The organism is Kribbella sp. NPDC049174 (assembly GCF_043197365.1).
Taxonomy (GTDB): Bacteria; Actinomycetota; Actinomycetes; order Propionibacteriales; family Kribbellaceae; genus Kribbella.
Window position 1 is genome coordinate 79,119 of the sequence record NZ_JBICSZ010000006.1, and the last position, 25,504, is coordinate 104,622.

Here is a 25,504-nt window from a genome sequence, read left to right on the forward strand (position 1 = left end):
GGTCATGGGCGTTGACGTGGGGCTCGGGCCCGGGTTGGGGTGATGGGACCGAGACTTGCGGAGGTCGAGCCCTGTGGCGACGGTGGACGACGTACGACGGCAGTTCCGGACACCGCCCGTGGAGGGGCGGCCGATGATGCGGTGGTGGTGGTTCGGGCCGTCGGTCGACCGGCGTGAGCTCGACCGCCAGCTGAAGGCGATGGCCGCCGCCGGACTGGGTGGGGTCGAAGTCGCGTTCGTCTACCCGATGAGCTCGGTCGACGCGCCGTTCGGTTCGGACAAGTTCCTGCAGGACGTCGGGTTCGCGGCCCGCACCGCACGGGACCTCGGGCTGCGGTTCGATCTGACGTTGGGCAGCGGCTGGTCCTTCGGCGGCGGACACATCGGACCCGAGCTGGCGGCCCGTCGACTGAGCTGGGATCGACGCGAGATCGGCGCCGAGGCGTACGACGTCCCGGTGGTCGAGGCCTGGCCCGGGGACGAGGTGATCGCCGCGTTCGTGGGTGAGGGATCGGCCGGCGTGCCCACGTCGTACGCCGAAGTTGCCGTGAGCAACGGGATGATCCGGGTGCCGGCCGGTAGCGGGCCGCGTGAGGTGCTGATCGCGTCCTCGCGGTTGACCGGGCAGAACGTGAAGCGGGCCGCGGCGGGTGCCGAAGGGCCAGTGCTCGATCACTATTCGGTGGCGGCGGCGGAGGAGCACATCAGGCGTGTGGCAGAGCCGCTGCTGAAGGCCGCCACGCCCGAGCTGGTCGGCTCGGTCTTCTGCGACAGCCTGGAGGTGTACCAGGCCGACTGGACGCCGGCCCTCCTCTCGGAGTTCGCGAGCCGGCGCGGGTACGAGTTGCGGCCGCGGTTGTGGGAGTTGCTCAAGGGGTCGCCTCAGGTCCGCATCGACTTCCACCGGACGTTGTCGGAGTTGTACGAGGAGAACTTCGTCGCCGTCTTCCAGCGCTGGGCGGCCTCGCACGACGTACCGTTCCGGATCCAGTCGTACGGCGAGCCGCCGGCAACGATGAGCAGCTACCGGTCCGCCGACCTGTTCGAGGGCGAGGGCTGGGGATGGACCCGGCTGCCGGAGACTCGGTGGGCGTCGTCGGCCGCGAGCATCTACGGCCGATCGGTCGTGTCGGCCGAGGTGTGGACCTGGGTGCATTCGCCGTCGTTCCGTGCGACTCCGCTCGACCTGAAGGGTGAGGCGCACGAGCACTTCCTGTCCGGTGTGAACCAGCTGATCGGTCACGGCTGGCCGTACTCGCCCGCCGGCGAACCCGGGCTCGGCTGGATCTTCTACGCCGCGGGAGCGCTCGACGACCGGAACCCGTGGTGGCCGGTCGCGCCGGATCTCTTCGCCTATCTCCACCGACTCTCCTGGCTGCTCCAGCAGGGCACGCCGGTCCGTCCGGTGAAGGTCTACGTGCCGGCTTCCGACGCCTACGCGAGCGGATCGCTGAACCTCTATCGGACCGTACGGCGGCTGATCGGTGAAGACATCCCGCGCACCATCCGCGAGACCGGGCTCGACTTCGACCTGATCGACGATGACGCTCTCAGCGTGGTCGATCCGGCGTCGGTGCCGCTGGTCGTCGTACCCGCGGAATCTGTGCCGGTGGAGACGGCTCGGTGGCTGGATGCTGTCGTCGCGGCCGGGGGAGTGGTGGTCAGGGACGTCTCCGCCCTTACGGACCATTTGCCCGAGCGGTTGCAGGACGACATCGGTGTGGTGCATCGGCGGCTCGATGACGGTGACGTGTACTTCGTCGCGAACACGGGGAACCAGACGCGGACCTTCAGCTTGGACGTGCCAACGACGTACTTCGAACGGTGGGATCCGGGCACTGGGACGACGACGGTGGTTCCGGCGTCGGGGTTGACGCTGCATCCGTACGAGGCGGTGGTGCTCGTGCCGGTGTCGTCAGGCGATGAGAGCTCTGTGGTGGACATCCCGCTGGGAGCAGTGGACGGGTCGTGGCGGGTGGACTTCGCCGGCGCCGTCACGCTGCCGCACCGGTGGGAGGACGATCCCGAGCGATCGGCGTTCTCGGGCTCGGCGGCCTACGAGATCGAGATCGACCTGCCGGAGACCGACGCTCGAGTGCTCCTTGACTTCGGTGACGGCTCGCCCGCGCTAGGCGGGGACTACCTACCAGAGCACTCCTACCAGGCGCTGCTCGCGCCGCCGATCGGTGTCGCCGCCGAGGTCTGGCTCAACGACACCCGCTGCGGCACGTTGTGGGCGCCGCCGTACCGCATCGACATCACGGACGCCGCGAAGCCCGGCGCCAACGCTCTGCGCATCGTCGTCCACAACACCGGAGCCAACGCGTTGGCTGCTGACCAGCACCTCAAGCCGCTGGTCGAGTCCGTCACCGCTCGCTACGGTCACCGCTTCGACCTGCAGGACATCGACCACGCTGCCGACACCGTCAGCTCCGGTCTCTTCAACGCACCGACTGCCGTCCTTCGTCAGCTGGGGAACCGTGGCCGATAGTTCCGCCTGAACTCGTGGATCTTCCGGAGGCCGAGCATTGCGAGCACGACCGCGGTCACGAAGGCAGTGGCGACACCGACCATCGTGCGCACCATGTCACCGCTGCCGGCGGCGTCGCAGATCACCGCGGCCAGTACGCCGGTGACCATCGAGTTGATGATGCCGACGACGACGGGTGATCCGGACAGCCAGTGGGTCATGCCGACGCGGCTGCGGAAGCTGTAGGTCTCCATCACCCCTGGTACGTCGTCGTGGTGGCTGGCGACGAGGTACGGCTCGAGCTCCGGTGCGAGCTCGACGTACGCGTGTCGCAGCCGGTTCATGCCGATGATCAGCCAGGCATCCTCGATGTCGGCCTCGATCAGCCGGAAGTAGGTCCCGTACCCGACCAGGAGAACCACCGGAAGCACCAGCAGCGCGAACGTCCGGAAGCCCGGCCCGAACCCGGCCGCGTTGGCCACCAGCGAGAGCGCGACAACGCTGGCCGAGAGGACCGTCAGGTACGTCCCGGTCCGGCTGAAGATCTCCTGCCACGTCATGCCCCGCGTCGCCAGCAGACTCCAGTGCTCGGTTGTCAGGAACTGCGCATGCACCTTCCCCGCATCAACACCCTCAAGTTCACCCATTCCCAGAGTGTGACCGCCCTCACACCGCAGAGGTAGTGTTCACACGGGCTCGAAGGGGCCACCGGTTGTGTCGGCGGTGAGCTCGAGGAAGAGCGTGCCACGCGGGAAGTCGTCGGTTGAATGGAGGGTGGAGACCTCCTTCAGCGCGGTAACAAGGGTTTCGCGGGGGACTGCGGTCTTGGCCGACTCCCCGTGGACGCCGGGCCGGGTGGACATCAGGGTGGTCATCGGTGGTGCGCCGGCTGGTCGCTGCGCCCACAGAGCATGCAGTGATCGTGGGGTGGCGTTGCGGCTGCCGTGGTGGCCGACTTTGTAGAGGTCGAGACCGGTGAGCTTCGCAGTGAGCTCGTGATCGTTCGCGAGTTTGCCGAGGGTGTATTCCCAGTTCTCGATCTGCGCGTCGCCGGAGAACAGCATCTTCAGCCGGCCTACTTCGAGCAGCAGAATGAGGCTGGTGTTGTTCATCGCGGTGTCGAGGGCTCGCACCAGCCGGGCTGTCGAGTGCGTTCGGTGCTTGGCGAGGTGCTCGACGAGCCAGCGCACAGGGCCGGGTGGTATCGAGCCTTCGGCACCCGGCGGCTCGGGCGGTGCCGTGGAGTCTTCGCGGGGAGCCGCCGCCGTGAGCGAGCGCTGCAGACGCAACATCCAGTACTCCGGATCGCTGGTCGCCTGGCCGGCAACGCGTGGATGCTGTTCGACGGTCGGAGGGCCGAGCACGGTGATCCGAAGCCCAGGGACGACGTTGCCCAGCAGGCACGGCTTGTCCGCGTGCAGGTAGCGGCCCCTCGGATCCGCTGCGAGCTGGTCGAGGGTGCTGATCGCCTCTTGGTCGGGCACCTCGTCGGCAGCCGCTGCTCGCAGGTCGTGCAGAGCGCCCCTGGGTGGGGCGGGGCGGGCCGCTATCCGTTTCACGGCCGCCTGGGCCTCGGTCAACTGTGCGACGAACCGGCGTGCGACGAGCCCGGCTCCGTCGGTCGGCCCGGTTGCGTCTGCCTGCAGGTCCGGATCCTCGGTCCATGGCCGCAGTACCAGCTTGGGCGGGAGTCTGCGCATCACCTCGGCGCTGGCGGTGGTACCGAATGCCCGGAGATGGTCGCGGTGCCGGTGAGTGATGACCAGCACATCCAGCTTGCCCTTCGTGTGCTCCTCTATCAGGTCAGCGATGACGGCCATCTTGACCGGTCCGCTGCGCGGTCCGTGGGTCGTGCCGAAGTCGAACAGGATGTTCCGCTCCGTGCGCTTGTTCCCGTCCGCGGCGTACTCGACGGTCATCAGGAAGCAGTCGCCGAATCCGACCTGGTACATCCGGACACGGACTCTGATCGGGAGCAACGGGGCCATTACCAACTCTCCCCAGCGTCGGGGACCGCGGAGTGCAGTTCGGCGAACAGCTGACCTGCTGCCCCTTGATACGAGAAGCCGAGGCGGCCGAAACGGTCGTAGTAGCCGCCGTCGTGGAGGTACTTCACGCGCTCGACCTGCCGATTCCAATCGCCCAGACGCTTGAAGATGTGGAACTTCGCGCGACCGAACTGGTCGAACACCAACGTGCCGCCACCGAACAGCTGGAGCTTCGTGGCGAGGTCCAGGCCGGCAGGCAACTCGTGCCCGGACCGGGTGGCGAGCTCGGCCGCGGTCAGCTGGAGCATCTGCACATAGTTCGCGACGGACTCTCTGACCACGAGTCCATCGGGGCCGACCCGCTCACTGGGCAATACCGATTCGACATAGGTGTAGTGGTCGGTCTCGATGTCCAGTACGTCGGCGTTCTCCCAGATGAACCGGAACACTTCGTCACCTGCGGTCCGCAGGGCGGTGAAGTTCATGTTGTTGTAGCGCGCGGCGAAGTCACCGGACAGCAGATCGCGCGTGGTGCCGGCCGGGCGTACGATGCCGAACTCCTCGAACTGGGTCAGCAAGCCGGCCCGGTAGTTGAGTTTGTCTTCCGGCACGACTTCCTCGTCGGCAAGGATCACGGCGTCCAGCAGGTCCCCGAACTCGAACTCGACCGGAGGCAGATAGTCCAGGCCACGGATGAGCATGGTGAGCAGATGCTTCGCAGCCTTGGCGCCTTCCTCGGCCGCCCGAGCCCTGTCGACGGTCCGTTCGGCGCGGCCGTCGCCGGGGGAGAGGTACGCCGCCATCCGCCGGGTCCAGATGTCGATCAGAACCTCGAGCACGACCGCGACCAGAACCTCTCCGCGACGGTGTGGCTCCCGGTACTCCGGCCGCTCGCGCCAATCGGTGGGCGGCTTCCGGAGTGCGGACTGCCGGAGCGCGCCACGTCCCTGGGTGAGGACGTCGCCCAATTGCTCCGCCACCCCGGTCAGCACACTGTTCCGCAGCGCATCAGGATCGATCTGCTCGCGGCGCAGGGAGCCGATGGACTCGCGATCGAGGCAGACCTCGACGACTTTCTCCAAGGAGAAGACGGACAGCAGCGCCGCGATATCGGCAAATCCCTCGTGAAAGCCCGCCTGATCAGCCAGACCCGGCTCGAGGAATCGGCGCCGAAGGCCGTCCAGCACCGCGTGGGTGGTCTCGTGGACGACGACGTCGTGGGACAGACAGGTGTAGATGTCCGCGTCGCCGCCGCCCGGGACGTAGCCGAACAGCAGAGCCCGATCCTCGAAGGAGTAGTAGGCGTTCGCCTCGCTGAAGGCATGCGGGACGAGGTAGAGCTGGTGTCCGGCGAAGCCCCACGGCAGTCGGCGGCCGAGAGCGAACTCGAAGGTGGCGAGGGTGCGGGCCGCTACGGCGTAGACCTGCTGGGCGTGGAACGCAAGGTCCGTGCACAGAGTCTCGTCGCTCGCTTCGGCGAAGCGGTCGCGACCGGACGGCAGCGTCGCGGCTGCGACGAGGGTCGCGGTGGAGACGTCGTAGTCGACAACGGAGAACCTGGCACTTCGCGGGCCGTTCTCGAGCCGTGCGGCGGGTACCTTCGCGTTCGCGGTGACGATGCGGCCGTCCGGTCCTTTGACCGACGGGTCCTGTGCGATGATCCTGAGCTCGACCTCGTGACGCGGCGGGCGTGCGTCGACACCTCGGACGCGGTCCTCGGCCCTGGGTCCCTCGACGAAGGCTTCGGCGGTCATGGGCTCACCTCGATCAGTCGGTGGATCGCCACACGCCGCCGGAATTGGGACAGCCCGGCATCCGGATCGACTCTGTCATCTCGGTTCCCCCTTCGCGTGCGAGCACCGCGCGCGAAACTCGTGCACAGCACACCGGCAGTCCACGTTCGCAAGCCTTTCGCGCCCCCACGAAACCCCTCAGCTCAGTCAGACACACCGGCCGACCGGTGTCAATTCGCTGCCGGACGCGGATCAATGGAAGCGCTCGCTTGCTGAACGGTCGCCGCCTGCGACGCGTGGGATCACTTGAAAGTCGTTGATTGCGTGTTGACAGTCGATAGGTGGTCATCGATTATCGATAGGTGATCAGTGTGCAGGGACTCAGTAAGCAGTACGGCGCGGTGCGGGCCGTGGATGACTTGAGCTTCGACGTGCCGGCCGGGAAGGTGACCGGGTTCCTCGGGCCGAACGGGGCGGGGAAGTCGACGACCATGCGGATCGTGATGGGGCTGGATCGGCCGACGGCGGGGACGGCGTTGGTGAACGGGCAGCGGTACGTCGACCTCGCGGAGCCGCTAAATCAGGTCGGGGCTCTGCTCGACGCCGGCGCGATGCACCCGGGCCGGACCGGCCGCGGGCAGCTCCGGATCGGCGCCCGGACCAACGGCATTCCGCTCGAGCGGGTCGAGGAAGTCATCGAGCAGGTGGGGCTTGGTACTGCCGCGCGGCGACGGATCAAGGGCTACTCGTTGGGAATGCGGCAGCGGCTCGGGATCGCGGCTGCGTTGCTGGGCGACCCGCAGGTGCTGCTGTTCGACGAGCCGGTGAACGGTCTCGACCTCGACGGGGTCCGGTGGATCCGGGCGTTGCTGCGAGGTTTCGCCGACGAGGGACGGACGGTCCTGGTCTCCAGCCACCTGATGAGCGAGATGCAGTTGATTGCCGACCGCATCGTCATCATCGGCCGCGGCCGGCTGATCGCGGACGCCCCGGTCGACGAGATTCTGCGCGGCCTGGGCGGCCAGCGGGTCCGCATCCGGACCCCGCAGGTGGACGACCTCCAGCGTGCTCTGGCCGACCGGGCCGCGGTGCAGCGCACCGCACCGGAAGAACTCGAGATCACCGGTCTGTCCGCCACCGAGATCGGCGATCTCGCCCACGCGCTGGGGATTCCGGTGCACCACTTGGCCGAGATCGAGCAGTCGCTCGAGCATGCCTATCTGGCCCTGACCGAGGAGAGCGTCGACTACCACGGCCGTACCCCGGCGTACGCGAACGGAGCGAACCGATGAGCACCACGACCCTCCTCGCCCGCACCGGCAATGCCGAGTGGAGCCGGCTTTGGAGCGTCCGCTCGACCTGGATCTTCGCTGTGGCGACCGCGGTCGTGGTGCTCGGCTTCGGCACGATCATCGGGTACGACGTCTCCGACGATCCGACCGGTCCCGGTCCGGACGCGAGTGCCTGGGACGGCGGCCGGTTCACCGCGATGTTCGCGCTGTTCGGCGTACTCGCGATGTCGGTGGTGACCAGCACCGCCGACCACGGCACCGGCGGCATCGTGCCGACCTTGCAATGGACACCGCGGCGGGGAGTTCTGCTTGCTGCCCGGGCCTGTGTCATCGTCGCGACGATGGCGATGCTGGGCGTGCTGTTGGTGGCAGCGGCGAGCGTTGTGGTGTGGGCGTTCCGGCCCTCACTCGGGTTGCCGATCGGCGAAGGCGTCGAGGGCCTCGCCGAGCTTGGCTTCGTGTACGCCGCCGGCGCGCTGCTCGGGGTCGGTTTGGGTCTGGTCACCCGCAGTACGGCGGCCGCGCTGGTGAGCGTGATTGCGTTGATGCTCGTGCTGCCCCTGCTCTTGGCGCAGTTGCCGTACGAGTGGTCAGTCAGCCTGTCTGCTCGGATGCCCGGCTCGGGCGCCCTCTTCCTGATCTTCGGTGAGGGCCCACACGACGACATGACCACGGCATCCGCCCGGCTCACCCTCGGGCTGTGGGCGGTCGCCTTACTGGTGGCCGGCGGGTTGCGGCTGATGCGCACCGATGCGGACCGATGAGCAGCGACGTGCTGGTGGTCGAGGCCGGCTTGGCTGGGCTTCACACGGCGACGTTGCTTGCTGAGCAGGGGCATGACGTGTTGCTGGTCGAACGTCGTACCAACCTGGGCAGCGCGATTCGCACGACGGGGATCTTCGTTCGGAAGACGCTCGACGACTTCCCCTTGCCTGCACAGTGTCTCGGGCCACCGATTCGCCGCGTGGCGCTCTACCCGCCTGACCTGCGTCGCCCGGTGCTGTTGGTCAGCGGTCGCGACGAGTACCGGGTGGGGGATATGGGGCCGCTCTATGTGGCCGCGGCGAAGCGTGCGAGCGAGTCCGGCGTACGGATCGAGCTGGGCACGCGGTACGCCGGCCGTGTCGGAGATGCCTTCGTCTTGGTCGGTCGCGACGGGCCGACTCAGATCCGGGCGCGGTACGTCGTCGGCGGGGACGGAGCCCGGTCACGGGTCGCGCGTGACCTCGCGCTGGATCGCAACCGCCGCCTGCTGATCGGGGCCGAGGAGGTCTTCGCCATTCCCGGGAGCGACGAGCCACCGACGTTTCACTGCGTGCTCGACCCCTCGCTCGCGCCGGGGTATCTGGCCTGGGTGGTCAACGACGGACGGCACGCTCACGTGGGGGTTGCCGGTTATGCCGATCGATTCCCGGCCGGGATGCGCAAAGCGTTGGAGCGGTTCGGCAAGGAGGCGCCGGGGCTGTCCCGCGCGGATCGTCCGGTCGACGTGGAACGGCGTGGCGGTCCGATTCCGGTCGGTGGTCTGTTGCGACGAATCAGCTGTGTGGACGGGCTGCTTGTCGGTGACGCAGCCGGCGCGGTCTCTCCGCTCACCGCCGGCGGCCTCGATCCGTGTCTGCGGTTGTCTACGCTCGCGGCCGACGTACTCGATCAGGCGCTGCGAGGTGGGCCGGATGCGTTGACGCAGTACGACGGAGCCGCTCTGCGGGCGCACTTCCGTGGCCGGCTCATGCTGCGCAGAGGACTGGCTCGGGTGCGCACACCTGCAGTGGCATCGGCGGCGTTCAAGCTCCTACGCACCCCGCTCGGTCAGGCCGCGGCCCGCCGGATCCTCTTCGGCGACAGGTCGTTCCCGACCAGCTAGCGCAAACGTTGGTCGCTGCATCTTCGGCGAGTAAACAAGCCATCGGATGGCGTCTTTGCTGGCTACGGTCGGACTGATGGTAGTCACTCGCGAGCAGGCCCGGTCCTACCGGCTTCACGTCAATCATCTGACCGAGCGGTTGCCCGCCGGCTCGCACGAGGAAGCGGCGTACGTCGGCTTGCAGGACACCGCACCCCGGGACGCTCTGCTGGGTCTGCACGCTCGAGTCACCGGCTGCGAGCCGTCTGACTGGGAGCACCCGAGCCTGATCCAGACCTACAGTCCACGCGCGGCCGTGTATGTCCTGCCCCGCAAGGACTTCGGCGTCTTCACGCTCGGCCGGCTCCCGCTCGCCACCGAGGCCATCCGGCGTATCGACCGGCTCGCGGACCGCGTGTGCCGGATGCTGGACGGACGTGAGTTGCGCGGTGGGCTCCCGGATCTGCGGGAGGCCTGTGCGAGTGGCCGGATCGCCTTGCGGTGGACGACCAGTTCCTTGTGGGTGCGTGAGGTTCCGCGACCGGAGCTCGACCTCGGTGCGGCGCGCAAAGAGTTGTGCCGGCGTCATGTGCACCGGTTCGCGCCGACCAATCCGCGAACCTTTGCCTGGTGGGCCGGTCTCGCGGCCGGTGACGCTCGGGAGGTCTGGAACTCGGTGTCGGACGAACTGCTCGAAGTGGACTTCGACGGCACCCCCGGCTGGATCCTGCGGGCTGACGAACCGCGTGTCCGGGACTCGCCGCCGCACCGCGGAGTACGGCTGCTCGTCGACCCGGATCTCCGGCTCCTCGGCCGCGACCGGGACGGCCGCTTCATTGCCCCGGGCAAGCGAATCCTGACCCCGGCGGCGGACACGTTTCATCCCAACGGCGTCCTCGTCGACGGCAGGATCGCCGGCGCCTGGGGCCGGAAGGGCGGCAAGGTCGACGTCGTGCTGACCGAGCAACTCCCACCGAGCCAGTACGACGCGCTCGCCGCCGAGGCAGTCGCATTCCCGATCCGCGGCGCCCGGCTGGCAGCACCGATCGGCGGTGCGGCTGGGGTGATCTAGGGTGGGAGCGTGGACGGCGAGTTGAGTTGGCAGGAGAAGCGGCGGGAGGCGTCGGCTGCGCACGCGGCCGCCCTCGAGCAGCGCAAGGCCGCCGAGACCGCGCAGGCCCGTGCGCTCCTGGCCGACTTCGTCCAGGAGCTGAAAACGCGAGGGGTCGCCCCTGAGCCGCTGCGTGCCACCGTTGCCGGATCAGGCACCAGCTACCGCACCAACATCACCGGCTGGTACCTCCGCCGCAACCGCTCACTCGGTGTCGATCCAGACGGCAACTTCTACATCCTTGCCACCCCGACCAGCGTGAAATCCCGTCTCGCCGGTGTTCGGCTGGTGCCGTCCGACCCACCGCTGACCGTCGGCCTCGGCGCCCGCGACGGCGAGTCCATGCCGCTGCGGCAGCTGCTGGCCATGCGCCTCGAGGACAGCGACAACCCGACCTGACATGCTGCTGGGCCGTACTGATCCGCGATCGGTCAGATCCCGGTCCGGGTTGAGACGGCGATCAGGTCGCGCAGGGCCGGCTCTTGATTGGCATCAGGTTGGCGAACTGCTCGGTGAACTCCTTTGGGCCGATGCCCCAGCCGACCGAGCCCTGCTTCTTCCAGACCACCTCGATGGTCCCGGGCAGGACGTCGTACACGAGCTCGCGGACGGCGCGCGCCAACGCCTGCACCTGCTCGCTCGACGACGCCGGCGGTTCGCGATGGTCAGCGGATGCGGGTCAGGCGGCCGGATTGGGTGATCCGGATGGTTGTTTTCTGGGTGCCGACGGTCAGGTCCACGAAGAACATGTCGGCCTGTGTCCGGGTGGTAAAGGCGACGGTCTCGGTGGGCGCGCTGGGGACGATCGCGGAGAGGATCGTGGCAGTGGACCCGGTGCGGTTGAACTTGACGACCGGGGCCGACTGGCGGTCGAAGATCGTGGGGAAGTACCAGCCCTGGACCGGATCCGCCTTCCCCTGCTCGAGGGTGGTGGCGTCGGCGGGCAGCTGTTGCCCGTAAGGGATCTGCAGCAGGTGGGTCTTGCTGCTGTCGCCGGGTTTGGCGGCGACAGCGTGAGTTGCCGACTGCATGGTCACCTTCTGGTCCGCCGGTAGATGCCACAGCGTCTCGTACCGTTGCTCGGTGGCCGACTGGCCGCGGTCCAAGGTGATGATGAGGTCGGGATCCTTCAGGACCAGGACGTCCCGGGTCCGCTCCACGCCTTCGACCGGATTGTCGGCGAGAGAGTAGTACTCGGAGGTCGGCGCGATGGCTGCGCTGACCAGCCGGGTTTCCGCCCCGGTGGCCTTGCCCGCCGGGATGGTCATCACGTTGTGCGCCGCTTGGCTCTTGGTCCAGTCCTGCCACTTGTCCAGCTGGTACCCGGAGTGGCCCGGGTCGATCAGGATGTCCCGGCCATGGGACGTGTAGGTGATCGAGGTGTGGTCCTCGTGGCCGTGGTACCGGCGTCCCGGACCGAAGCGGATGGTGTACGACGATTCGCGGGTGAACGGCCGGTCCTCGCCCCAGCCGGTCCGGCCGAAGATGTAGCCGGCGTCGAACACGGCGGTCCGTCGGCTCGGCACTGTCCCCTTCTTGCCGAGTGAGGCGGCGTACTCCAGCGAGGTTCCGGCGGCGGCGTCGGGCTTCTGGCGGATCGCGTCGCCGACCTGGGGGAGGTAGCCGGTGGGCGTGGTGGCGAGGGCGAGCCACTCCGCCAGGACGCGGCGGCGCTGCTCGATGACGGGACCTGGATCCGCGCCGCAACGCTGCAGCGCAGTGGTCGCTCGGCCCCACAGCTGGTAGTTGAACATCGCGTACCCGATCGACTGCTCGTTCGTCGAGCCCTGCGGGTCGATCGCGGTGGTGATGGCCTCGGTCAGTCGCTGGACGGCGAGAGTCTTCAGCTCTGGCCGGCCGAGCGTGCAGCCGACGCCGAACATCGCGATGCTCTCGTCCGTGCCGTGGTTCGACGGTCCACCCCAGTTCTGTTCCATGAACTTGGCGTGATCGAGCAATGCCTGGTCCAGCCAGGTGTACTGCGGCGGCAGTTGGCGGACCCGCAGACCCGACAGCACGGCCTGACGTGCACAGATCAGGACGTTGGTCCGGTGCATCGTCGACTCCCAGGCGCCGACGTCGCCTTTCCACGAGTACGGGTTGTCGCGGACCCAGTCCTGGATGATGGCCATCACGTGTGTCATGGCCGGGCGGTTGCCCTTCCTGGCGGCCTCGATGCCCTGCCCGAGCCAGCGCAGCGAATGCAGCCACATGTACCAACTCGGCTTGTTGTAGGGATCGGACCGCCACCGGATGTCGCCCGAGCCGTCGCCGACCCGGTACGGCGGATCGTCGCCCCAGGCAAACGTGTCCTTCATCAGCAGCGGCAACGGGACCTTCGCATCGATCCCGCTGAACCCGGAACACTGATAGGTCCCGGTCCGGGTCACCGGTTTCGACGGCGACCGCGTCGGGCTGGGAGTCGCAGCCGATGGCGGCGTCACCACGCTCGGACTCGGCGACCCGGGCACGGTGGCGGCGACACTCCGCTCCCGCTGGCCCGGCATCAGCACCGTGACCGCGCCGGCGAACGCGACAGCGCACACGACCAGGCAGACCACTGCCAGCCCGATCGTGTTCCGCATCCGCGTGCTCGGCCGCGACAACACCCCACCCCACCCCACCATGCAAGCTTAACGGTGTATACCAGAATCACCTCGGTCGATCCAGCACGAGAAAGACGCGATGGGACCCTGGATACGTTGCATGGCGGGCGCGGAGCGTGGAGCTACAGCGGTACGCCCCAGGCGGCGAAGGTGGTGGGCGCGGTGTCGTAGTACTGGCCGGTGTTCTGGTAGAGCCACTCGACGTTGGCCGCGCTGATCGGGCTGTCGAACAGGCGCAGGTCGTCGACGTCGGCCACCGACGAGTCCGGGTTGTCGCCGCCGACGTTCAACTCGGTCGGCTGCAGCAGCGCACCCGTCGCATAGGGCTCGATGGTGAACCTCTTCCCGTCCAGGAAGAACTGGATCGCCTTCTGATCGCACGATGCCGCCACGTGCGTCCAGGTCTCGGCGGGGAGCGGTCCTCTGGACGAACTGAGGATGCCGGTCGTTCCGCCCGCGCCGAACAGCCGGACCCAGAACAATCCGTCCAGCCGGCCCGCGTGGGCCACCTCGTCGCTGGCGTTCCGCAGTACCAGGAATCGGGCACCGCTACTGCTGGCGCGACACTTGACCCACGCTGAGAACGCCCAGCCGGGCGGCGACGCCGGCCACGTGAATGAGGTCCGCGACGCGCCTGGACCAGTGCCGTTCGCCCCGAGCGCCGATCCCTGGATGCCGGTCACCCACGCCCCGGCTCCCGTGAGGGTGAGGTCGTTGCCGGACGGCGACTTGTCGTCGACCACCGTCCCGGTGTTCTCGTTGAAGTGGTACACGCCGCGCGCCACGTTGGCCGGCCGGTACGGCGTGACGACCGGCGCACCACTCCAGTAACCCGAGGTCACCTCGGCGAGGAAGTTCTTGGTGAAGGTCACGTAGTCGTACGAGATCTGGCCGCCGGCGCTCGCGTCGCCGCCGACGTACAGCCGGTCCAGCCCGGCGATGGCCGGCGTCACGTGCGGCACACCGTCGCCGATGTTCTCCGTCGCCTGGCTGCCGTCGAGCCGGACTTGCACGTACGTCGGGTTGATCGCGAACTGGAACCGAGTCCACTGGCCCACGGTCAGAGTCGCCGTACTGGTCACCGAGACAGTGCCGTCGTCGATCGTGGTCCAGGTGGCGGTGACGGTTCGGTCGGTGTTCACCACGACGCGGACTCGCGCGCTGCCTGCGGTCTCGTTGATGGCCAGGATCGGCGCGGCTGACCCGACGGGTGCGGTGTCGAGGCGAAGCCAGCCACAGATCGCGAGCCGGTCACAGTCGGGGAAGTCGACCACCCCACTCGCGCCGGCCGCCGCCGTGCCGGAGACCAGCGCCCGACCGTACAGACCCGTCGTGAAACTGGCGGACGGAGCGACGGCAAGGTCACGCCCGTAGCTGCCGAAGTCGTCCGCGGTGTCGTGGTCGAACGGGTAGATCGCCAACTGGAAGTCGATCTGTTCGGCGGCGACGAGGGTCGACCAGTACGCCGCCTCGACCGGGTCGTTCCACCAGCGCAGGTCGTCGATGATCCCGTTGAGCGCCTCGGTGCCGGTGAGCGTGTTCCGCCCGGCCTCCATCGTGACCTCGGTGCCCGAGTAGGCCATCGTGGCCGAGGAGTTGACCGACAGCACCTGGACCCCGTCGACGGCGATCTTCACGGTGTCGGTCGACGGCGTCGCGTCGTAGGTGACGAGGACGTGATGCTGCTGGCCGTCTCGGATGCTCGTGCTGGTGCTGTACGTCGCCCCGGCGATCTTCGCCTCCACGTTGCCGCTGGCGTTGGACGCGTACACGGCCCAGTTGAGCGTGCTGCCACTGGCCGCGGACGCGATACACCGCGCCGCGGACGTGTTGTCGTTCAGCTTGACCCAGGCCGCGACCGACAGCCCGCCGTCGGTGCTGAGTGGATAGAAGGAGTCGCCTGCCTTCGGTGGCCGTACGACGACATGCATCGCGCCACCGGTGCAGTTCAGGCCGTTGCCGTACTTCCCGGCGACGAGCGCTGCCGATCCGACGATCGTGCCGTGCAGGAAATACCCCGCGACGTCCCGAACCGTCGTACCGTCGACCGTGTCCGCATTGAACGTGTACCCCGCTGATTGCGCCATTCCAGCCTCACTCTTGGCTGAGCCGGGCGGTCATCATGAGATCCGCACCGGCGATCGTAGAAGTGTCGGAGGCAGGTCGTACCGTCCACGCATGAAGCAGTGCTCCATCGACGGCTGCGAGCGACCGCATTACGGGCGAGGTTGGTGCAACACCGAGCATGTGGCGAAACTGAGCGGAGAGAACCACTACAGGTGGAAGGGGGGTAGCGCCAGGAAGTTGAGCGCCCGCGAGTGGCGGGCCACCCGCGAAGTCGTTCTGGAGAGAGACGGGTATGCCTGTGTTGCGTGCGGCAAAGACAACCGTCGATCGCTGATCGTCCATCACCTGATCAAGTTCGATCAGGGGGGCCCGGACGAGACGTGGAACCTCGTTACCGCATGTCGGGCTTGCCATGCACGCCACCATTCCCTCATGCAGTCCTGCGGAGTCGGACTGTCACCGTTAAGTCCGAACCTGGAGCAGTGGATCCGATTTGATCTACATCGACCGTGAGGTAGTCACCGGCGGCCAGGGTGGTGGTGACGGCCGGATCGTTGCCGGTGGCACTGTTCGTCCCGGCCGCGATACTCGGCCGGTCCGACTGATCGGTGTAGATCGTCGTCCCGTTCTTGTTCACATCGACCACGAGCGCGGCGCCGGTCGGCGCGGTGTTCACCGCGGCCCGGACCGTCTCCACGACGTAGGCACCTTCGAGATAGATCCGCGACTTCCCGGTCGCCACGGCGACGGCTCCGGTGATCGAGAACGTGTACGCCTCGACCGGCACAACCAGCACACCGTCGATCGACAAACTGACCTGCATCAGCAAGTACCTCCCCCTGTACCGCGACGAATCCCCCCGGGCGCCCCCACGACGCCGGTAGCGGTCGAGCGTACGTGCAGAACCCGACCGTCGGGAAGTACCGGCGACCAGCGGTTCCCCGCGAGCTACTTCCGGGTAAGACTGGTGAGTAGTGCGCGCGCCCCAGCCAGGAAGGGAAGTGGCATGACCACGGATCGGGTAGCGACGGAGCAGCAGCCGGGTACGGCGCGGAACGTCAGCGAGCGGGAGTCCCGGGAAGTCGCCGAAGCGGCACGCCAGGCCGAGTGGACCCGGCCGAGTTTCGCCAAGAAGCTGTACCTCGGCGACTTCGACCTGTCGCTCATCCACCCGCATCCACGGGCCGCCGCGGCCGACAGCGCTCGCGGTGAGGAGTTCCTCGCCCGGCTCGCGGCGTACTGCGAGACCCTCGACGGCCTGCTGATCGAGCGGGAGGACCGGATCCCGGACGAGTACCTGCGGGGATTCGCCGAGCTGGGCGTGTTCGGGATCAAGATCCCGACCGAGTACGGCGGCCTGGGCCTGTCGATGCTGGACTACGGCCGGGCCCTGATGCTGGTCGCGTCGGTGCATCCCAGCGTCAGCGCACTGGTCTCCGCGCACCAGTCGATCGGCGTACCGGAGCCGGTGAAGATGTTCGGCACCGACGACCAGAAGCAGAGGTTCCTGCCGCGGTGCGCGGCCGGTGCGGTGACCGCGTTCCTGCTCACCGAGCCCGATGTCGGTTCCGATCCGGCGCGGATGGCATCGACCGCGACGCCGACCGAGGACGGCACGGCGTACCTGCTCGACGGCGTGAAACTGTGGACCACCAACGGGGTGATCGCCGAACTGGTCGTGGTGATGGCGCGAGTGCCGGAGCACGAAGGCGGGCGGGGCGGCATCAGCGCGTTCGTGGTGGAGGCCGACTCACCGGGTGTCACGGTGGAGAACCGCAACTCCTTCATGGGGTTGCGCGGGATCGAGAACGGTGTCACCCGTTTCCACCAGGTCCGGGTGCCGGTCGAGAACCGGCTGGGCCGTGAGGGCGACGGTCTGCGGATCGCGCTCACCACGCTGAACACCGGCCGGCTGTCCCTCCCGGCGATCTGTACCGCGGCCGCCAAGTGGTGCCTGAAGATCGCCCGGGAATGGTCCGCGGAACGGGTTCAGTGGGGGCGGCCGGTCGGCAAGCACGCGGCCGTGGCCGAGAAGATCTCGTTCATCGCGGCGACCACGTTCGCGCTCGAGGCGGTGTTCGACCTGTCGGCCCGGCTGGCCGACGCGGGCAGCAAGGACATCCGGATCGAGGCGGCGCTGGCCAAGCTGTGGGCCAGCGAGATGGCCTGGCGGATCGCCGACGAGTTGGTGCAGATCCGCGGCGGACGCGGGTACGAGACCGCGGATTCGGCGGCCGCCCGGGGTGAACGCGCCGTACCGGCGGAGCAGCTTCTGCGCGACCTGCGGATCAACCGGATCTTCGAGGGCTCGACCGAGATCATGCACCTGCTGATCGCCCGGGAGGCGGTCGACGCGCACCTGTCCGCGGCCGGCGATCTTGCCTCGGCCGACGCCGGCCTGCAGGCCAAGGCGAGAGCCGCCGTGAGCGCGAGCGGCTTCTACGCCAAGTGGTTGCCCCAACTTGCCGTCGGCAAAGGAACGGTGCCCAGGTCGTACGGCGAGTTCGGGCCGCTCGCCAAGCACCTGCGCTATGTGGAGCGGTCGTCGCGCAAGCTCGCGCGGCAGACGTTCTACGGCATGGGCCGGTGGCAGGCGAAGCTCGAGTACCGGCAGGGCTTCCTGGCCAGGATCGTGGACATCGGCGCGGAACTGTTCGCGATGGCGGCATCCTGCTCCCAGGCCGAGACGTTGCGCGTGAGCGATTCGGCTCGGGGTGAAACGGCGTACCAGCTGGCGGAGGTGTTCTGCGAGCAGGCCCGGCTACGGGTGGATCACCTGTTCGAGCAGTTGTGGAGCAACACCGACGACAGCGACCGGCGGCTCGCGCAGCAGGTGCTCGACGGCGACTACAGCTGGCTCGAGGACGGCATCGTCGACCAGTCCGAGGGAACCGGGCCGTGGATCGCCCAGTGGCAGCCCGGCGCATCGGCGGCGGAGGACGTCTCTCGCCGCTACCGCTGACGACCCGGGCTCCACCGACGCCACGGAGGCGTCGGGTCAGCTGACGATGGCGTAGTCGCGGATCTTGCGGTAGATGGTGGCGCGGGACATGCCGAGGGCACCGGCCGCCGCGGTCTTGTCGCCGTTGTGGGCGGCCAAGGCGCCGACGATGGCGTCGCGTTCGAGGGCTTCCATCCTGGTCAGCTGCCGGCGGGTCGTCGCGTGGCACTCGGCCGGCAGGTCCTCCAGCTCCACGACCCCGGACCGGCGCCGCCGGGCGACGTCGGTCAGAACCGTCCGCAGATGGGTGACATTGCCGGACCAGGGGAGTCGCATCAGCTGATTGAGCGCCGCGGTCGACAGCGTCACCCCGGTGACACCGGCCCGGCCCAGCAGATGCCGGACGAGAGCCGGCACGTCCTCGAGGTGATGCCGCAGCGGCGGTACGGCGACCGTTCGCGGGAAGAAGCTGAGCAGTTGGGTCCGGAGCGCGTCGTCGTCGGGCTGTCCCGGGACCATCGTGAGCGCGACCCAGGCATCCTGGCCGATCGAGCCGTCCCGGGCTTCCTGGAGAAGGTCCGCCAAGCCGTGGATGACCTCGCCGGACAGCAGGTGTGCATGCCGGATGACCAGGTCGGCACCGGATTCCAGCTCACTGGCGGCGGTGGTGAGCAGGTCGTGGTCGCCGGCATCGATGATCGCCAGCCGCTCCGTCGGCGAACTGTAGTCGTGGACGGCGCGGAGCAGGGTCAGCTTGCCGACACCCGGCTCACCTTCGGCGACGAGCCACTCCGCCCGGCCGCAGGCATCCAGCACCTCTTGCGTCGTGTGCCGCCACAGCGCACTGCTTCCGGTCATCCCCGGCACGGCCGGCACGCGCGTCCCACTCCGCGGCGCTGACCGCTGTTCCCTGATCTGCACGATCCCGCCCGCCAGGGTGTCGCCGAGGAAGGTCGGCTGGTAGGCCAGCCGGGCGCTGATCCCGCTGGGCAGATCGGCGAGGAAGGTGAGCGGCCTGGTGCCGCCCCGGGCGTCCCGGGTCCGGTCGATCAGCGCGGCCTGGTCGGCGGAGTCGAAGTGCTGCTGGGCGTGCGCGTTGATCATGAACACCTCGTCGCCGAGGGCGATCACCGAGCCGCCGGTGTGCCGGCAGACCGCGTAGTACTCGCTCAGCAAGGCCTGGTCCAGCGCGTTCGCCTCTTCGATGACCCGCTCCTGGATGCGTCGTGCCGCGAGCTTGGCGACGGAGAGCAGTACGGCGTTCGAGTTCCGGGCCTGGGTGGTGATGTCCAGGACGCCGAGCAGACCGCCGGTCACCGGATGGGTGATCGGCGCACCGGCACAGGCGAAGCTGCGCAGGACACCGGTGTAATGCTCGTTGCCGAGCACAAGAATGGGTCCGCCCACCTCCAGCGCCGTACCGATGCCGTTGGTGCCGACCTCGGACTCGGCGTACCGGAAACCCGGCGCGAGATCGACCTTGTCCAGGCGCCGGATCAGGGACCGGTCGCCGCCGCGGCGGTCCAGCACGATCCCCTTGGCGTCGGTCAGGATGATGCACACCGGTTCGTCGGTGAGCTCCGACGACAACGCGTCGATGACCGGCCGGGCGGCCCTGGTCAGGGTGGTGTCGAAATCGATCCCGGCGAAGTACGCCGGAGCCGGTTGGTCGGTGTCGACCGACGACGCCTGAGAGCGCTGCCACGACATCCGGATCGAGTTCCGGACGGGCAGGTCGGTGGCCATGGTCAGCTCCCTCCGCTCGGCACACGTAGTCGACAGCGGAACACGATCCAAGGTACTTCGCAAGACTGTGACCGCCGTCTCACATTGAGACAGGAACCTCCCGCCGGTACGGCTTTCATCTCTCCAACGCAGCCCCGCCGTACCGCTGGAGCCGGCAGTCACCGGCTCCCGACCCTGGAGGCAGACATTGAGCAGGCAGAGTCTCACCAAGGCGCATGCCAAGATCACCGAACTCTCGTGGGAGCCCACCTTCGCGACGCCGGCGACCCGGTTCGGCACCGACTACACCTTTGAGAAGGCGCCGAAGAAGGACCCGCTGAAGCAGATCATGCGGTCGTACTTCCCGATGGAGGAGGAGAAGGACAACCGGGTGTACGGCGCCATGGACGGCGCCATCCGCGGGAACATGTTCCGCCAGGTCCAGCAGCGCTGGCTGGAGTGGCAGAAGCTGTTCCTGTCGATCATCCCGTTCCCGGAGATCTCGGCGGCCCGGGCGATGCCGATGGCGATCGACGCCGTTCCGAACCCGGAGATCCACAACGGGCTCGCGGTGCAGATGATCGACGAGGTCCGGCACTCGACGATCCAGATGAACCTCAAGCGGCTGTACATGAACAACTACATCGACCCGGCCGGTTTCGACATGACCGAGAAGGCGTTCGCGAACAACTACGCGGGCACCATCGGCCGGCAGTTCGGCGAGGGGTTCATCACCGGTGACGCGATCACCGCGGCGAACATCTACCTGACCGTGGTGGCCGAGACCGCCTTCACCAACACGCTGTTCGTGGCGATGCCGGACGAGGCCGCGGCCAACGGCGACTACCTGCTGCCGACGGTCTTCCACTCGGTGCAGTCCGACGAGTCGCGGCACATCAGCAACGGTTACTCGATCCTGCTGATGGCACTGGCCGACGAACGCAACCGGCCGCTGCTCGAGCGCGACCTGCGCTACGCGTGGTGGAACAACCACTGTGTCGTGGACGCCGCCATCGGCACGTTCATCGAGTACGGCACGAAGGACCGCCGTAAGGACCGTGAGAGCTATGCGGAGATGTGGCGCCGCTGGATCTACGACGACTACTACCGCAGCTACCTGCTGCCGCTGGAGAAGTACGGCCTCACCATCCCGCACGACCTGGTCGAGGAGGCCTGGAAGCGGATCGTGGACAAGGGCTACGTGCACGAGGTCGCGCGCTTCTTCGCCACCGGATGGCCGGTCAACTACTGGCGGATCGACGCCATGACCGACAAGGACTTCGAGTGGTTCGAGGAGAAGTACCCCGGCTGGTACTCGAAGTACGGCAAGTGGTGGGAGAACTACAACCGGCTGGCCTACCCGGGCCGGAACAAGCCGATCGCCTTCGAGGACGTCGGCTACCAGTACCCGCACCGCTGCTGGACCTGCATGGTGCCGGCCCTGATCCACGAGGACATGGTGGTCGAGAAGGTCGACGACCAGTGGCGGACGTACTGCTCGGAGACCTGCTACTGGACCGACGCCGTCGCCTTCCGCGGCGAGTACGACGGACGCCCGACCCCGAACATGGGCCGGCTGACCGGGTTCCGCGAGTGGGAGACCCTGCACCACGGCAAGGATCTGGCCGACATCGTCTCCGACCTCGGGTACGTCCGCGACGACGGCAAGACCCTGATCGGTCAGCCGCACCTCGACCTCGACGACCCGAAGAAGATGTGGACCCTCGACGACGTCCGCGGCAACACGTTCAACAGCCCGAACGTGCTGCTGAACGAGATGTCCGACGCCGAGCGCGAGGCACACGTCGCGGCGTACCGGGCGAACGGCACTGCTGCCGGTCACTCGGCCGCCTGACCCCACCGAACCGGCTGGTGGCGCCGCGGGGATGAGCGTCGCCACCAGCCGCTCCACCCATCGTGAGGAGGGCCGACGTGGCCGACATCCACCGGATCCGGTTCGAACCGGTCGACATCGAGATGGACGTCACCGAGGACGACAAGATCCTCGACGCGGCGTTCCGGCAGGGCATCCACCTGATGCACGGGTGCAAGGAGGGGCAGTGCTCCGCCTGCAAGTCGTATGTGCTGGAGGGTGACCTGCAGATGGAGCGCTACTCCACCTTCGCGTGCAACGACGCCGAGGTGGCCGAGGGCTACGTCCTGCTGTGCCGGGCCCACGCCTTCAGTGACTGCACGATCGAGCTGCTCAACTTCGACGAGGAGGAACTGCTCGGCGGCGTCCCGATCCAGACCGTGAACTCGCGGGTCGAGGCGATCGAACCGGTCACCCGGGACATCGTCGCGCTCCGGCTGCGGACCGAGCGGGCGTTCGAGTTCAGGCCGGGCCAGTACGCCGACATCACCATCCCCGGCACCGACGAGCACCGGTCGTTCTCGATGGCGACCACCCAGTCGACGCCGGACCAGCTCGAGTTCCTGATCAAGAAGTACCCGGGAGGCCGGTTCTCCGCCCTGCTCGACGGCGAGCTCGCGGTGGGCGACGAGCTGTCGCTGACCGGGCCGTACGGCTCGTCCACGCTGAAGGACGGTCACGTGCTGCCGGTCGTCTGCGTGGCCGGTGGGGCCGGGATGGCTCCCATCCTGTCCATCCTCAGGCACCTGCGGGAGACCGGCAGCACTCGTCCGGTCCGGTTCTACTACGGGGCCCGGACCGCGGCCGACCTGTTCTACCTCGACGCGATCCAGGAGCTCGGTGCGGAGCTCACCGGCTTCGAGTTCGTCGCCTGCCTGTCCGAGTCGGCCGACGGCGCCGGCGAACTGCAGGTCGAGCAGGGCAACGTCACCGACATCGTCGAGCGGCGGGAGGCGGAGCTGCACCGCAGCGAGGTCTACCTGTGTGGTCCGCCCCCGATGGTCGACGCGGCCTTGGCGTTGCTGGAGGCAAGCAGCGTACCGAAGGACCAGGTCTTCTACGACAAGTTCACCAGCCCAGCGACTACCGATGGAGTCTGAGATGGCGCACACCAAACAACGCAGTTTCCCGAGGATCGAGTTCACCGACTCCGAGGCCGGGGCGCTGGAGTTCCCCAGCTCGAAGAGCCGGACCTATAACTACTACCGGCCGGCCAGGCTGCGGGCGACGATGTACGAGGACGTCACCGTCGACGTGCAGCCGGATCCCGAGCGGCATCTGAGCCAGGGCTGGATCTACGGCTTCGGCGACGGCCCCGGCGGCTATCCGAAGGAGTGGACGGCGGCGAAGTCGTCCAACTGGCACGCGTTCCTCGACCCGAACGAGGAATGGGACCAGACCATCTACCGGAACAACTCGGCGGTCGTCCGCCAGGTCGACCTGTGCCTGCAGAACGCCAAGCGGGCCCGGGCCTACGACGGCTGGAACGCCGCCTGGCTGAAGTTCATCGAGCGCAACCTCGGCGCCTGGATGCACGCCGAGAACGGCCTCGGCCTGCACGTGTTCACCGCGGTCCAGCGCTCCGGCCCGACGAACATGATCAACACCGCGGTCGCGGTGAACGCGGCGCACAAGCTGCGGTTCGCCCAGGACCTGGCGCTGTTCAACCTCGATCTGTCCGAGGCCGCCGAACAGTTCGACGGCGCGGCCCACAAGGAGGTCTGGAAGGACGCGCCCGAGTGGCAGCCGACCCGCGAGGTGGTCGAGCGGCTGACCGCCGTCGGTGACTGGTGCGAGCTGCTGTTCGCCACCAACGTCGTGTTCGAGCAGCTCGTCGGTTCGCTGTTCCGCAGCGAACTGGTGATGCAGATCGCCGCCCGCAACGGGGATTACATCACGCCGACCATCGTCGGAACCGGCGAGCACGACTACGACCGCGATCTGTCCTACACCCGCAATCTGTTCCGGCTGCTGACCCGGGACGAGCAGTACGGCGAGACCAACAAGGTGCTGTTCGGCGAGTGGCTCGCGACCTGGGTGCCGCGCAGTCTCGCCGCCGCGCAGGCACTGCAGCCGATCTGGTCGCAGCCGGCCGACAAGGCCGTCACGTTCGCGGACAGCTTCGAGGCGGCCAAGCAGAAGTTCCGTTCGCTGCTCGACGAGCTCGGGCTAGACATTCCGAAGGAGCTGGACCAGTGACGATGCAGTTCGGATCCGAGACCGCGTTCTCGAACAAGTGCGGCGTGACCCTGATGAACACGCCGATCGGCCGGGTGGTCGCGGACGTGATGGGCGCCAAGGACGGCGTCGAGCTGACCGAGTACCCGTCGATGATCCGGGTCGACGGCATCGGCCTGCTCGACTTCGACTACGAGGAGCTGACCGACGCGCTCGGCTCGGAGTTCGACGGCTCGGTGTTCGAGGAGATCAGCTCCACCCACTACGGCCGGATGGTCCACCTCGACGACAAGACGATCCTGTTCGCCAGCCCGGAGGACGCCGCCGAATACATCGGCTTCGACCTGACGGTGCACTGACACGCACCAGTTCCACCCACGCCGCCCCGGTCCGGTGGCACGGCGGCTCCCGGACCGGGGCTCATCCCGAACAGCCTGAAGACGAAGCGAGGACGTCATGTACGAGAAGAACGGTGAGAAGTACTACGTGGTCGACGCCCACGTGCACATCTGGGACGGCCGTGCGTCGAACCTGAAGAACGTGCACGGCAAGCAGTTCATCGACTGCTTCTACGACTACCACAAGAACCTCAGCCCGGAAGAGGTCGTCTGGGACTACGACACCTACACGTACTACGGCGGCCAGCGGCTGATGAAGGACCTCTTCGAGGAGGGGTACGTCGACCACGCGATCTTCCAGGCGACACTGCTGAGCGACTTCTACAAGAACGGGTTCGGCCAGACCGAGGAGGCGTTCGGGCTGGCGACCGAGTACCCGGACAAGCTGACCTACAACCACGCCTACGACCCGCGCCACGGCGAGGCCGGCCTGGAACAGCTGCGCCGGGACGCCGAGCGGATGCACCTCAAGGGCGTCAAGCTCTACACCGCCGAGTGGCACGGTGACTCGCGCGGCTACAAGCTCGACGACCCGTGGTCGCGCCGCTATCTCGAGGAGTGCCTGAAGCTCGGCATCAAGAACATCCACGTGCACAAGGGCCCCACGATCCGCCCGCTGGACCGGGACGCGTTCGACGTCGCGGACATCGACAAGGTCGCTACCGACTACCTCGACCTGAACTTCATCGTCGAGCACGTCGGCCTGCCCCGGCTCGAGGACTTCTGCTGGATCGCCACCCAGGAGTCCAACGTGTACGGCGGTCTGGCGGTGGCGATGCCGTTCATCCACACCCGGCCGAAGTACTTCGGTCAGATCATCGGCGAGCTGCTGTACTGGCTCGGCGAGGACAAGATCTTCTTCGCCAGCGACTACGCGCTCTGGACGCCGAAGTGGCTGATCGAGCAGTTCGTCGACTTCCAGATCCCGGCCGAGCTGACCGAGTACGCGCCGATCACGATCGAGCAGAAGAAGAAGATCCTCGGCCTCAACGCGGCCGCCATGTACGACCTCGACGTACCGGCCGACCTGCGGCTGCCGACCGAAGCGGGCGACACCTCCGTCGAGGTGGCCGCCGGCGCACAGTCATGACTGTGCTTTTGGCCGGGCCTTCGGCGCCGGCAGGGTCATGGGGCTTGAACTCCCGGCCCTCCCTCGTCGCTCCAGTCGCTGTGCACATTGCCACGCCTCCGGCGCGGCGGGTCATGGGGCTGGAACTCCCGGCCTTCCCTCGTCGCTCCAGTCGCTTCGCTCCCTGCGCTCCTCAGTCCAGGCCGG

At 67.8% G+C, this 25,504-nt stretch carries 21 protein-coding genes; 13 read left to right on the plus strand and 8 right to left on the minus strand.

Annotated features, from left to right (window positions below; translation table 11 throughout):
• The first annotated feature begins 73 nt into the window (after nt 1-73).
• Nucleotides 74-2,491 carry a glycosyl hydrolase gene (locus tag ACGFIF_RS27890; protein WP_393158475.1) on the plus strand — a complete coding sequence of 806 codons (2,418 nt, stop codon included), beginning with the start codon at nt 74-76 and terminating at the stop codon, nt 2,489-2,491.
• Here the strand turns inward: ACGFIF_RS27890 and ACGFIF_RS27895 are convergent.
• Genes ACGFIF_RS27895 through ACGFIF_RS27905 form a run of 3 tightly spaced genes read right to left on the minus strand, consistent with a single transcriptional unit; the run spans nt 2,467 to nt 6,212 of the window.
• Complete coding sequence (locus tag ACGFIF_RS27895; RefSeq protein ID WP_393158476.1) at nt 2,467-3,117, minus strand: hypothetical protein; 651 nt, start codon at nt 3,115-3,117, stop codon at nt 2,467-2,469. The genes ACGFIF_RS27890 and ACGFIF_RS27895 overlap by 25 nt on opposite strands.
• Before the next feature lie 39 nt (nt 3,118-3,156).
• Nucleotides 3,157-4,458: a hypothetical protein gene (locus ACGFIF_RS27900; protein ID WP_393158477.1), complete on the minus strand. Its 1,302-nt coding sequence runs from the start codon at nt 4,456-4,458 to the stop codon at nt 3,157-3,159.
• Nucleotides 4,458-6,212 carry a hypothetical protein gene (locus ACGFIF_RS27905; RefSeq protein ID WP_393158478.1) on the minus strand — a complete coding sequence of 585 codons (1,755 nt, stop codon included), beginning with the start codon at nt 6,210-6,212 and terminating at the stop codon, nt 4,458-4,460. Before ACGFIF_RS27905 ends, ACGFIF_RS27900 begins: the two co-directional genes overlap by 1 nt.
• 350 nt (nt 6,213-6,562) lie before the next feature.
• Between ACGFIF_RS27905 and ACGFIF_RS27910 the strand changes: the two genes are divergently transcribed.
• The 5 genes from ACGFIF_RS27910 (at nt 6,563) to ACGFIF_RS27930 (ending at nt 10,839) form a co-directional block, all read left to right on the plus strand.
• Nucleotides 6,563-7,483, plus strand: a complete 921-nt coding sequence (locus ACGFIF_RS27910; protein ID WP_393158479.1) for an ABC transporter ATP-binding protein — start codon at nt 6,563-6,565, stop codon at nt 7,481-7,483.
• Nucleotides 7,480-8,247, plus strand: a complete 768-nt coding sequence (locus ACGFIF_RS27915) for a hypothetical protein (protein WP_393158481.1) — start codon at nt 7,480-7,482, stop codon at nt 8,245-8,247. The genes ACGFIF_RS27910 and ACGFIF_RS27915 overlap by 4 nt, the downstream gene beginning before the upstream one ends.
• The gene (locus tag ACGFIF_RS27920) at nt 8,244-9,350 is read left to right on the plus strand and encodes an NAD(P)/FAD-dependent oxidoreductase (protein WP_393158482.1); all 1,107 of its coding nucleotides are present in this window, start codon (nt 8,244-8,246) and stop codon (nt 9,348-9,350) included. The genes ACGFIF_RS27915 and ACGFIF_RS27920 overlap by 4 nt, the downstream gene beginning before the upstream one ends.
• A gap of 76 nt (nt 9,351-9,426) precedes the next feature.
• Nucleotides 9,427-10,401: a DNA glycosylase AlkZ-like family protein gene (locus ACGFIF_RS27925; protein WP_393158483.1), complete on the plus strand. Its 975-nt coding sequence runs from the start codon at nt 9,427-9,429 to the stop codon at nt 10,399-10,401.
• Between the two features lie 9 nt (nt 10,402-10,410).
• Nucleotides 10,411-10,839, plus strand: coding sequence for a hypothetical protein (locus ACGFIF_RS27930; RefSeq protein ID WP_393158485.1), 429 nt, complete (start codon nt 10,411-10,413; stop codon nt 10,837-10,839).
• A 61-nt stretch (nt 10,840-10,900) separates the two neighbouring features.
• On the opposite strand, the gene ACGFIF_RS27935 is transcribed toward ACGFIF_RS27930, so the two are convergent.
• The 3 genes from ACGFIF_RS27935 to ACGFIF_RS27945 form a co-directional block, all read right to left on the minus strand.
• Nucleotides 10,901-11,062 (minus strand): hypothetical protein, encoded by a 162-nt coding sequence (locus ACGFIF_RS27935; RefSeq protein ID WP_393158486.1) that lies wholly within the window; start codon nt 11,060-11,062, stop codon nt 10,901-10,903.
• A gap of 43 nt (nt 11,063-11,105) precedes the next feature.
• Nucleotides 11,106-13,064 (minus strand): heparinase II/III family protein, encoded by a 1,959-nt coding sequence (locus ACGFIF_RS27940; RefSeq protein ID WP_393158488.1) that lies wholly within the window; start codon nt 13,062-13,064, stop codon nt 11,106-11,108.
• A gap of 104 nt (nt 13,065-13,168) precedes the next feature.
• The gene (locus tag ACGFIF_RS27945) at nt 13,169-15,133 is read right to left on the minus strand and encodes a LamG-like jellyroll fold domain-containing protein (RefSeq protein ID WP_393158490.1); all 1,965 of its coding nucleotides are present in this window, start codon (nt 15,131-15,133) and stop codon (nt 13,169-13,171) included.
• A 91-nt stretch (nt 15,134-15,224) separates the two neighbouring features.
• Between ACGFIF_RS27945 and ACGFIF_RS27950 the strand changes: the two genes are divergently transcribed.
• Nucleotides 15,225-15,626 carry an HNH endonuclease gene (locus tag ACGFIF_RS27950; RefSeq protein ID WP_393158492.1) on the plus strand — a complete coding sequence of 134 codons (402 nt, stop codon included), beginning with the start codon at nt 15,225-15,227 and terminating at the stop codon, nt 15,624-15,626.
• Here ACGFIF_RS27950 and ACGFIF_RS27955 read toward each other — a convergent pair.
• Nucleotides 15,544-15,936 carry a hypothetical protein gene (locus ACGFIF_RS27955; protein ID WP_393158494.1) on the minus strand — a complete coding sequence of 131 codons (393 nt, stop codon included), beginning with the start codon at nt 15,934-15,936 and terminating at the stop codon, nt 15,544-15,546. The genes ACGFIF_RS27950 and ACGFIF_RS27955 overlap by 83 nt on opposite strands.
• A 183-nt stretch (nt 15,937-16,119) precedes the next feature.
• On the opposite strand from ACGFIF_RS27955, the gene ACGFIF_RS27960 reads away from it, so the two are divergent.
• Nucleotides 16,120-18,075, plus strand: a complete 1,956-nt coding sequence (locus tag ACGFIF_RS27960; RefSeq protein ID WP_393158495.1) for an acyl-CoA dehydrogenase family protein — start codon at nt 16,120-16,122, stop codon at nt 18,073-18,075.
• Between the two features lie 36 nt (nt 18,076-18,111).
• Here the strand turns inward: ACGFIF_RS27960 and ACGFIF_RS27965 are convergent, their stop codons facing one another.
• Nucleotides 18,112-19,800, minus strand: a complete 1,689-nt coding sequence (locus tag ACGFIF_RS27965; protein ID WP_393158497.1) for a sigma-54-dependent Fis family transcriptional regulator — start codon at nt 19,798-19,800, stop codon at nt 18,112-18,114.
• Between the two features lie 187 nt (nt 19,801-19,987).
• On the opposite strand from ACGFIF_RS27965, the gene ACGFIF_RS27970 reads away from it, so the two are divergent.
• From ACGFIF_RS27970 to ACGFIF_RS27990, 5 genes are all read left to right on the plus strand, one after another.
• Nucleotides 19,988-21,634 (plus strand): hypothetical protein, encoded by a 1,647-nt coding sequence (locus ACGFIF_RS27970; protein ID WP_393158499.1) that lies wholly within the window; start codon nt 19,988-19,990, stop codon nt 21,632-21,634.
• Nucleotides 21,635-21,711: 77 nt separating this feature from the next.
• A complete protein-coding gene (locus ACGFIF_RS27975; RefSeq protein ID WP_393158501.1) occupies nt 21,712-22,752 on the plus strand; it encodes an FAD-binding oxidoreductase in 1,041 nt (346 codons plus the stop codon).
• Between the two features lies 1 nt (nt 22,753).
• Complete coding sequence (locus tag ACGFIF_RS27980; protein WP_393158503.1) at nt 22,754-23,851, plus strand: aromatic/alkene monooxygenase hydroxylase subunit beta; 1,098 nt, start codon at nt 22,754-22,756, stop codon at nt 23,849-23,851.
• 2 nt (nt 23,852-23,853) lie between these two features.
• A complete protein-coding gene (gene mimD / locus ACGFIF_RS27985; protein ID WP_393159016.1) occupies nt 23,854-24,189 on the plus strand; it encodes a propane 2-monooxygenase effector subunit MimD in 336 nt (111 codons plus the stop codon).
• A 97-nt stretch (nt 24,190-24,286) separates the two neighbouring features.
• The gene (locus ACGFIF_RS27990) at nt 24,287-25,318 is read left to right on the plus strand and encodes an amidohydrolase family protein (protein ID WP_393158505.1); all 1,032 of its coding nucleotides are present in this window, start codon (nt 24,287-24,289) and stop codon (nt 25,316-25,318) included.
• Nucleotides 25,319-25,504 lie beyond the last annotated feature (186 nt).

Excerpts from the sequence above, each read along its gene's own strand:
- ACGFIF_RS27895 (WP_393158476.1), bottom strand. The coding sequence starts at position 3,117 with ATGGGTGAACTTGAGGGTGTTGATGCGGGGAAGGTGCATGCGCAGTTC.
- ACGFIF_RS27900 (WP_393158477.1), bottom strand. The coding sequence starts at position 4,458 with ATGGCCCCGTTGCTCCCGATCAGAGTCCGTGTCCGGATGTACCAGGTC.
- ACGFIF_RS27905 (WP_393158478.1), bottom strand. The coding sequence starts at position 6,212 with ATGACCGCCGAAGCCTTCGTCGAGGGACCCAGGGCCGAGGACCGCGTC.
- ACGFIF_RS27915 (WP_393158481.1), top strand. The coding sequence starts at position 7,480 with ATGAGCACCACGACCCTCCTCGCCCGCACCGGCAATGCCGAGTGGAGC.
- ACGFIF_RS27920 (WP_393158482.1), top strand. The coding sequence starts at position 8,244 with ATGAGCAGCGACGTGCTGGTGGTCGAGGCCGGCTTGGCTGGGCTTCAC.
- ACGFIF_RS27925 (WP_393158483.1), top strand. The coding sequence starts at position 9,427 with ATGGTAGTCACTCGCGAGCAGGCCCGGTCCTACCGGCTTCACGTCAAT.
- ACGFIF_RS27945 (WP_393158490.1), bottom strand. The coding sequence starts at position 15,133 with ATGGCGCAATCAGCGGGGTACACGTTCAATGCGGACACGGTCGACGGT.
- ACGFIF_RS27950 (WP_393158492.1), top strand. The coding sequence starts at position 15,225 with ATGAAGCAGTGCTCCATCGACGGCTGCGAGCGACCGCATTACGGGCGA.
- ACGFIF_RS27955 (WP_393158494.1), bottom strand. The coding sequence starts at position 15,936 with ATGCAGGTCAGTTTGTCGATCGACGGTGTGCTGGTTGTGCCGGTCGAG.
- ACGFIF_RS27960 (WP_393158495.1), top strand. The coding sequence starts at position 16,120 with ATGACCACGGATCGGGTAGCGACGGAGCAGCAGCCGGGTACGGCGCGG.
- ACGFIF_RS27965 (WP_393158497.1), bottom strand. The coding sequence starts at position 19,800 with ATGGCCACCGACCTGCCCGTCCGGAACTCGATCCGGATGTCGTGGCAG.
- ACGFIF_RS27980 (WP_393158503.1), top strand. The coding sequence starts at position 22,754 with ATGGCGCACACCAAACAACGCAGTTTCCCGAGGATCGAGTTCACCGAC.
- mimD (WP_393159016.1), top strand. The coding sequence starts at position 23,854 with ATGCAGTTCGGATCCGAGACCGCGTTCTCGAACAAGTGCGGCGTGACC.
- ACGFIF_RS27990 (WP_393158505.1), top strand. The coding sequence starts at position 24,287 with ATGTACGAGAAGAACGGTGAGAAGTACTACGTGGTCGACGCCCACGTG.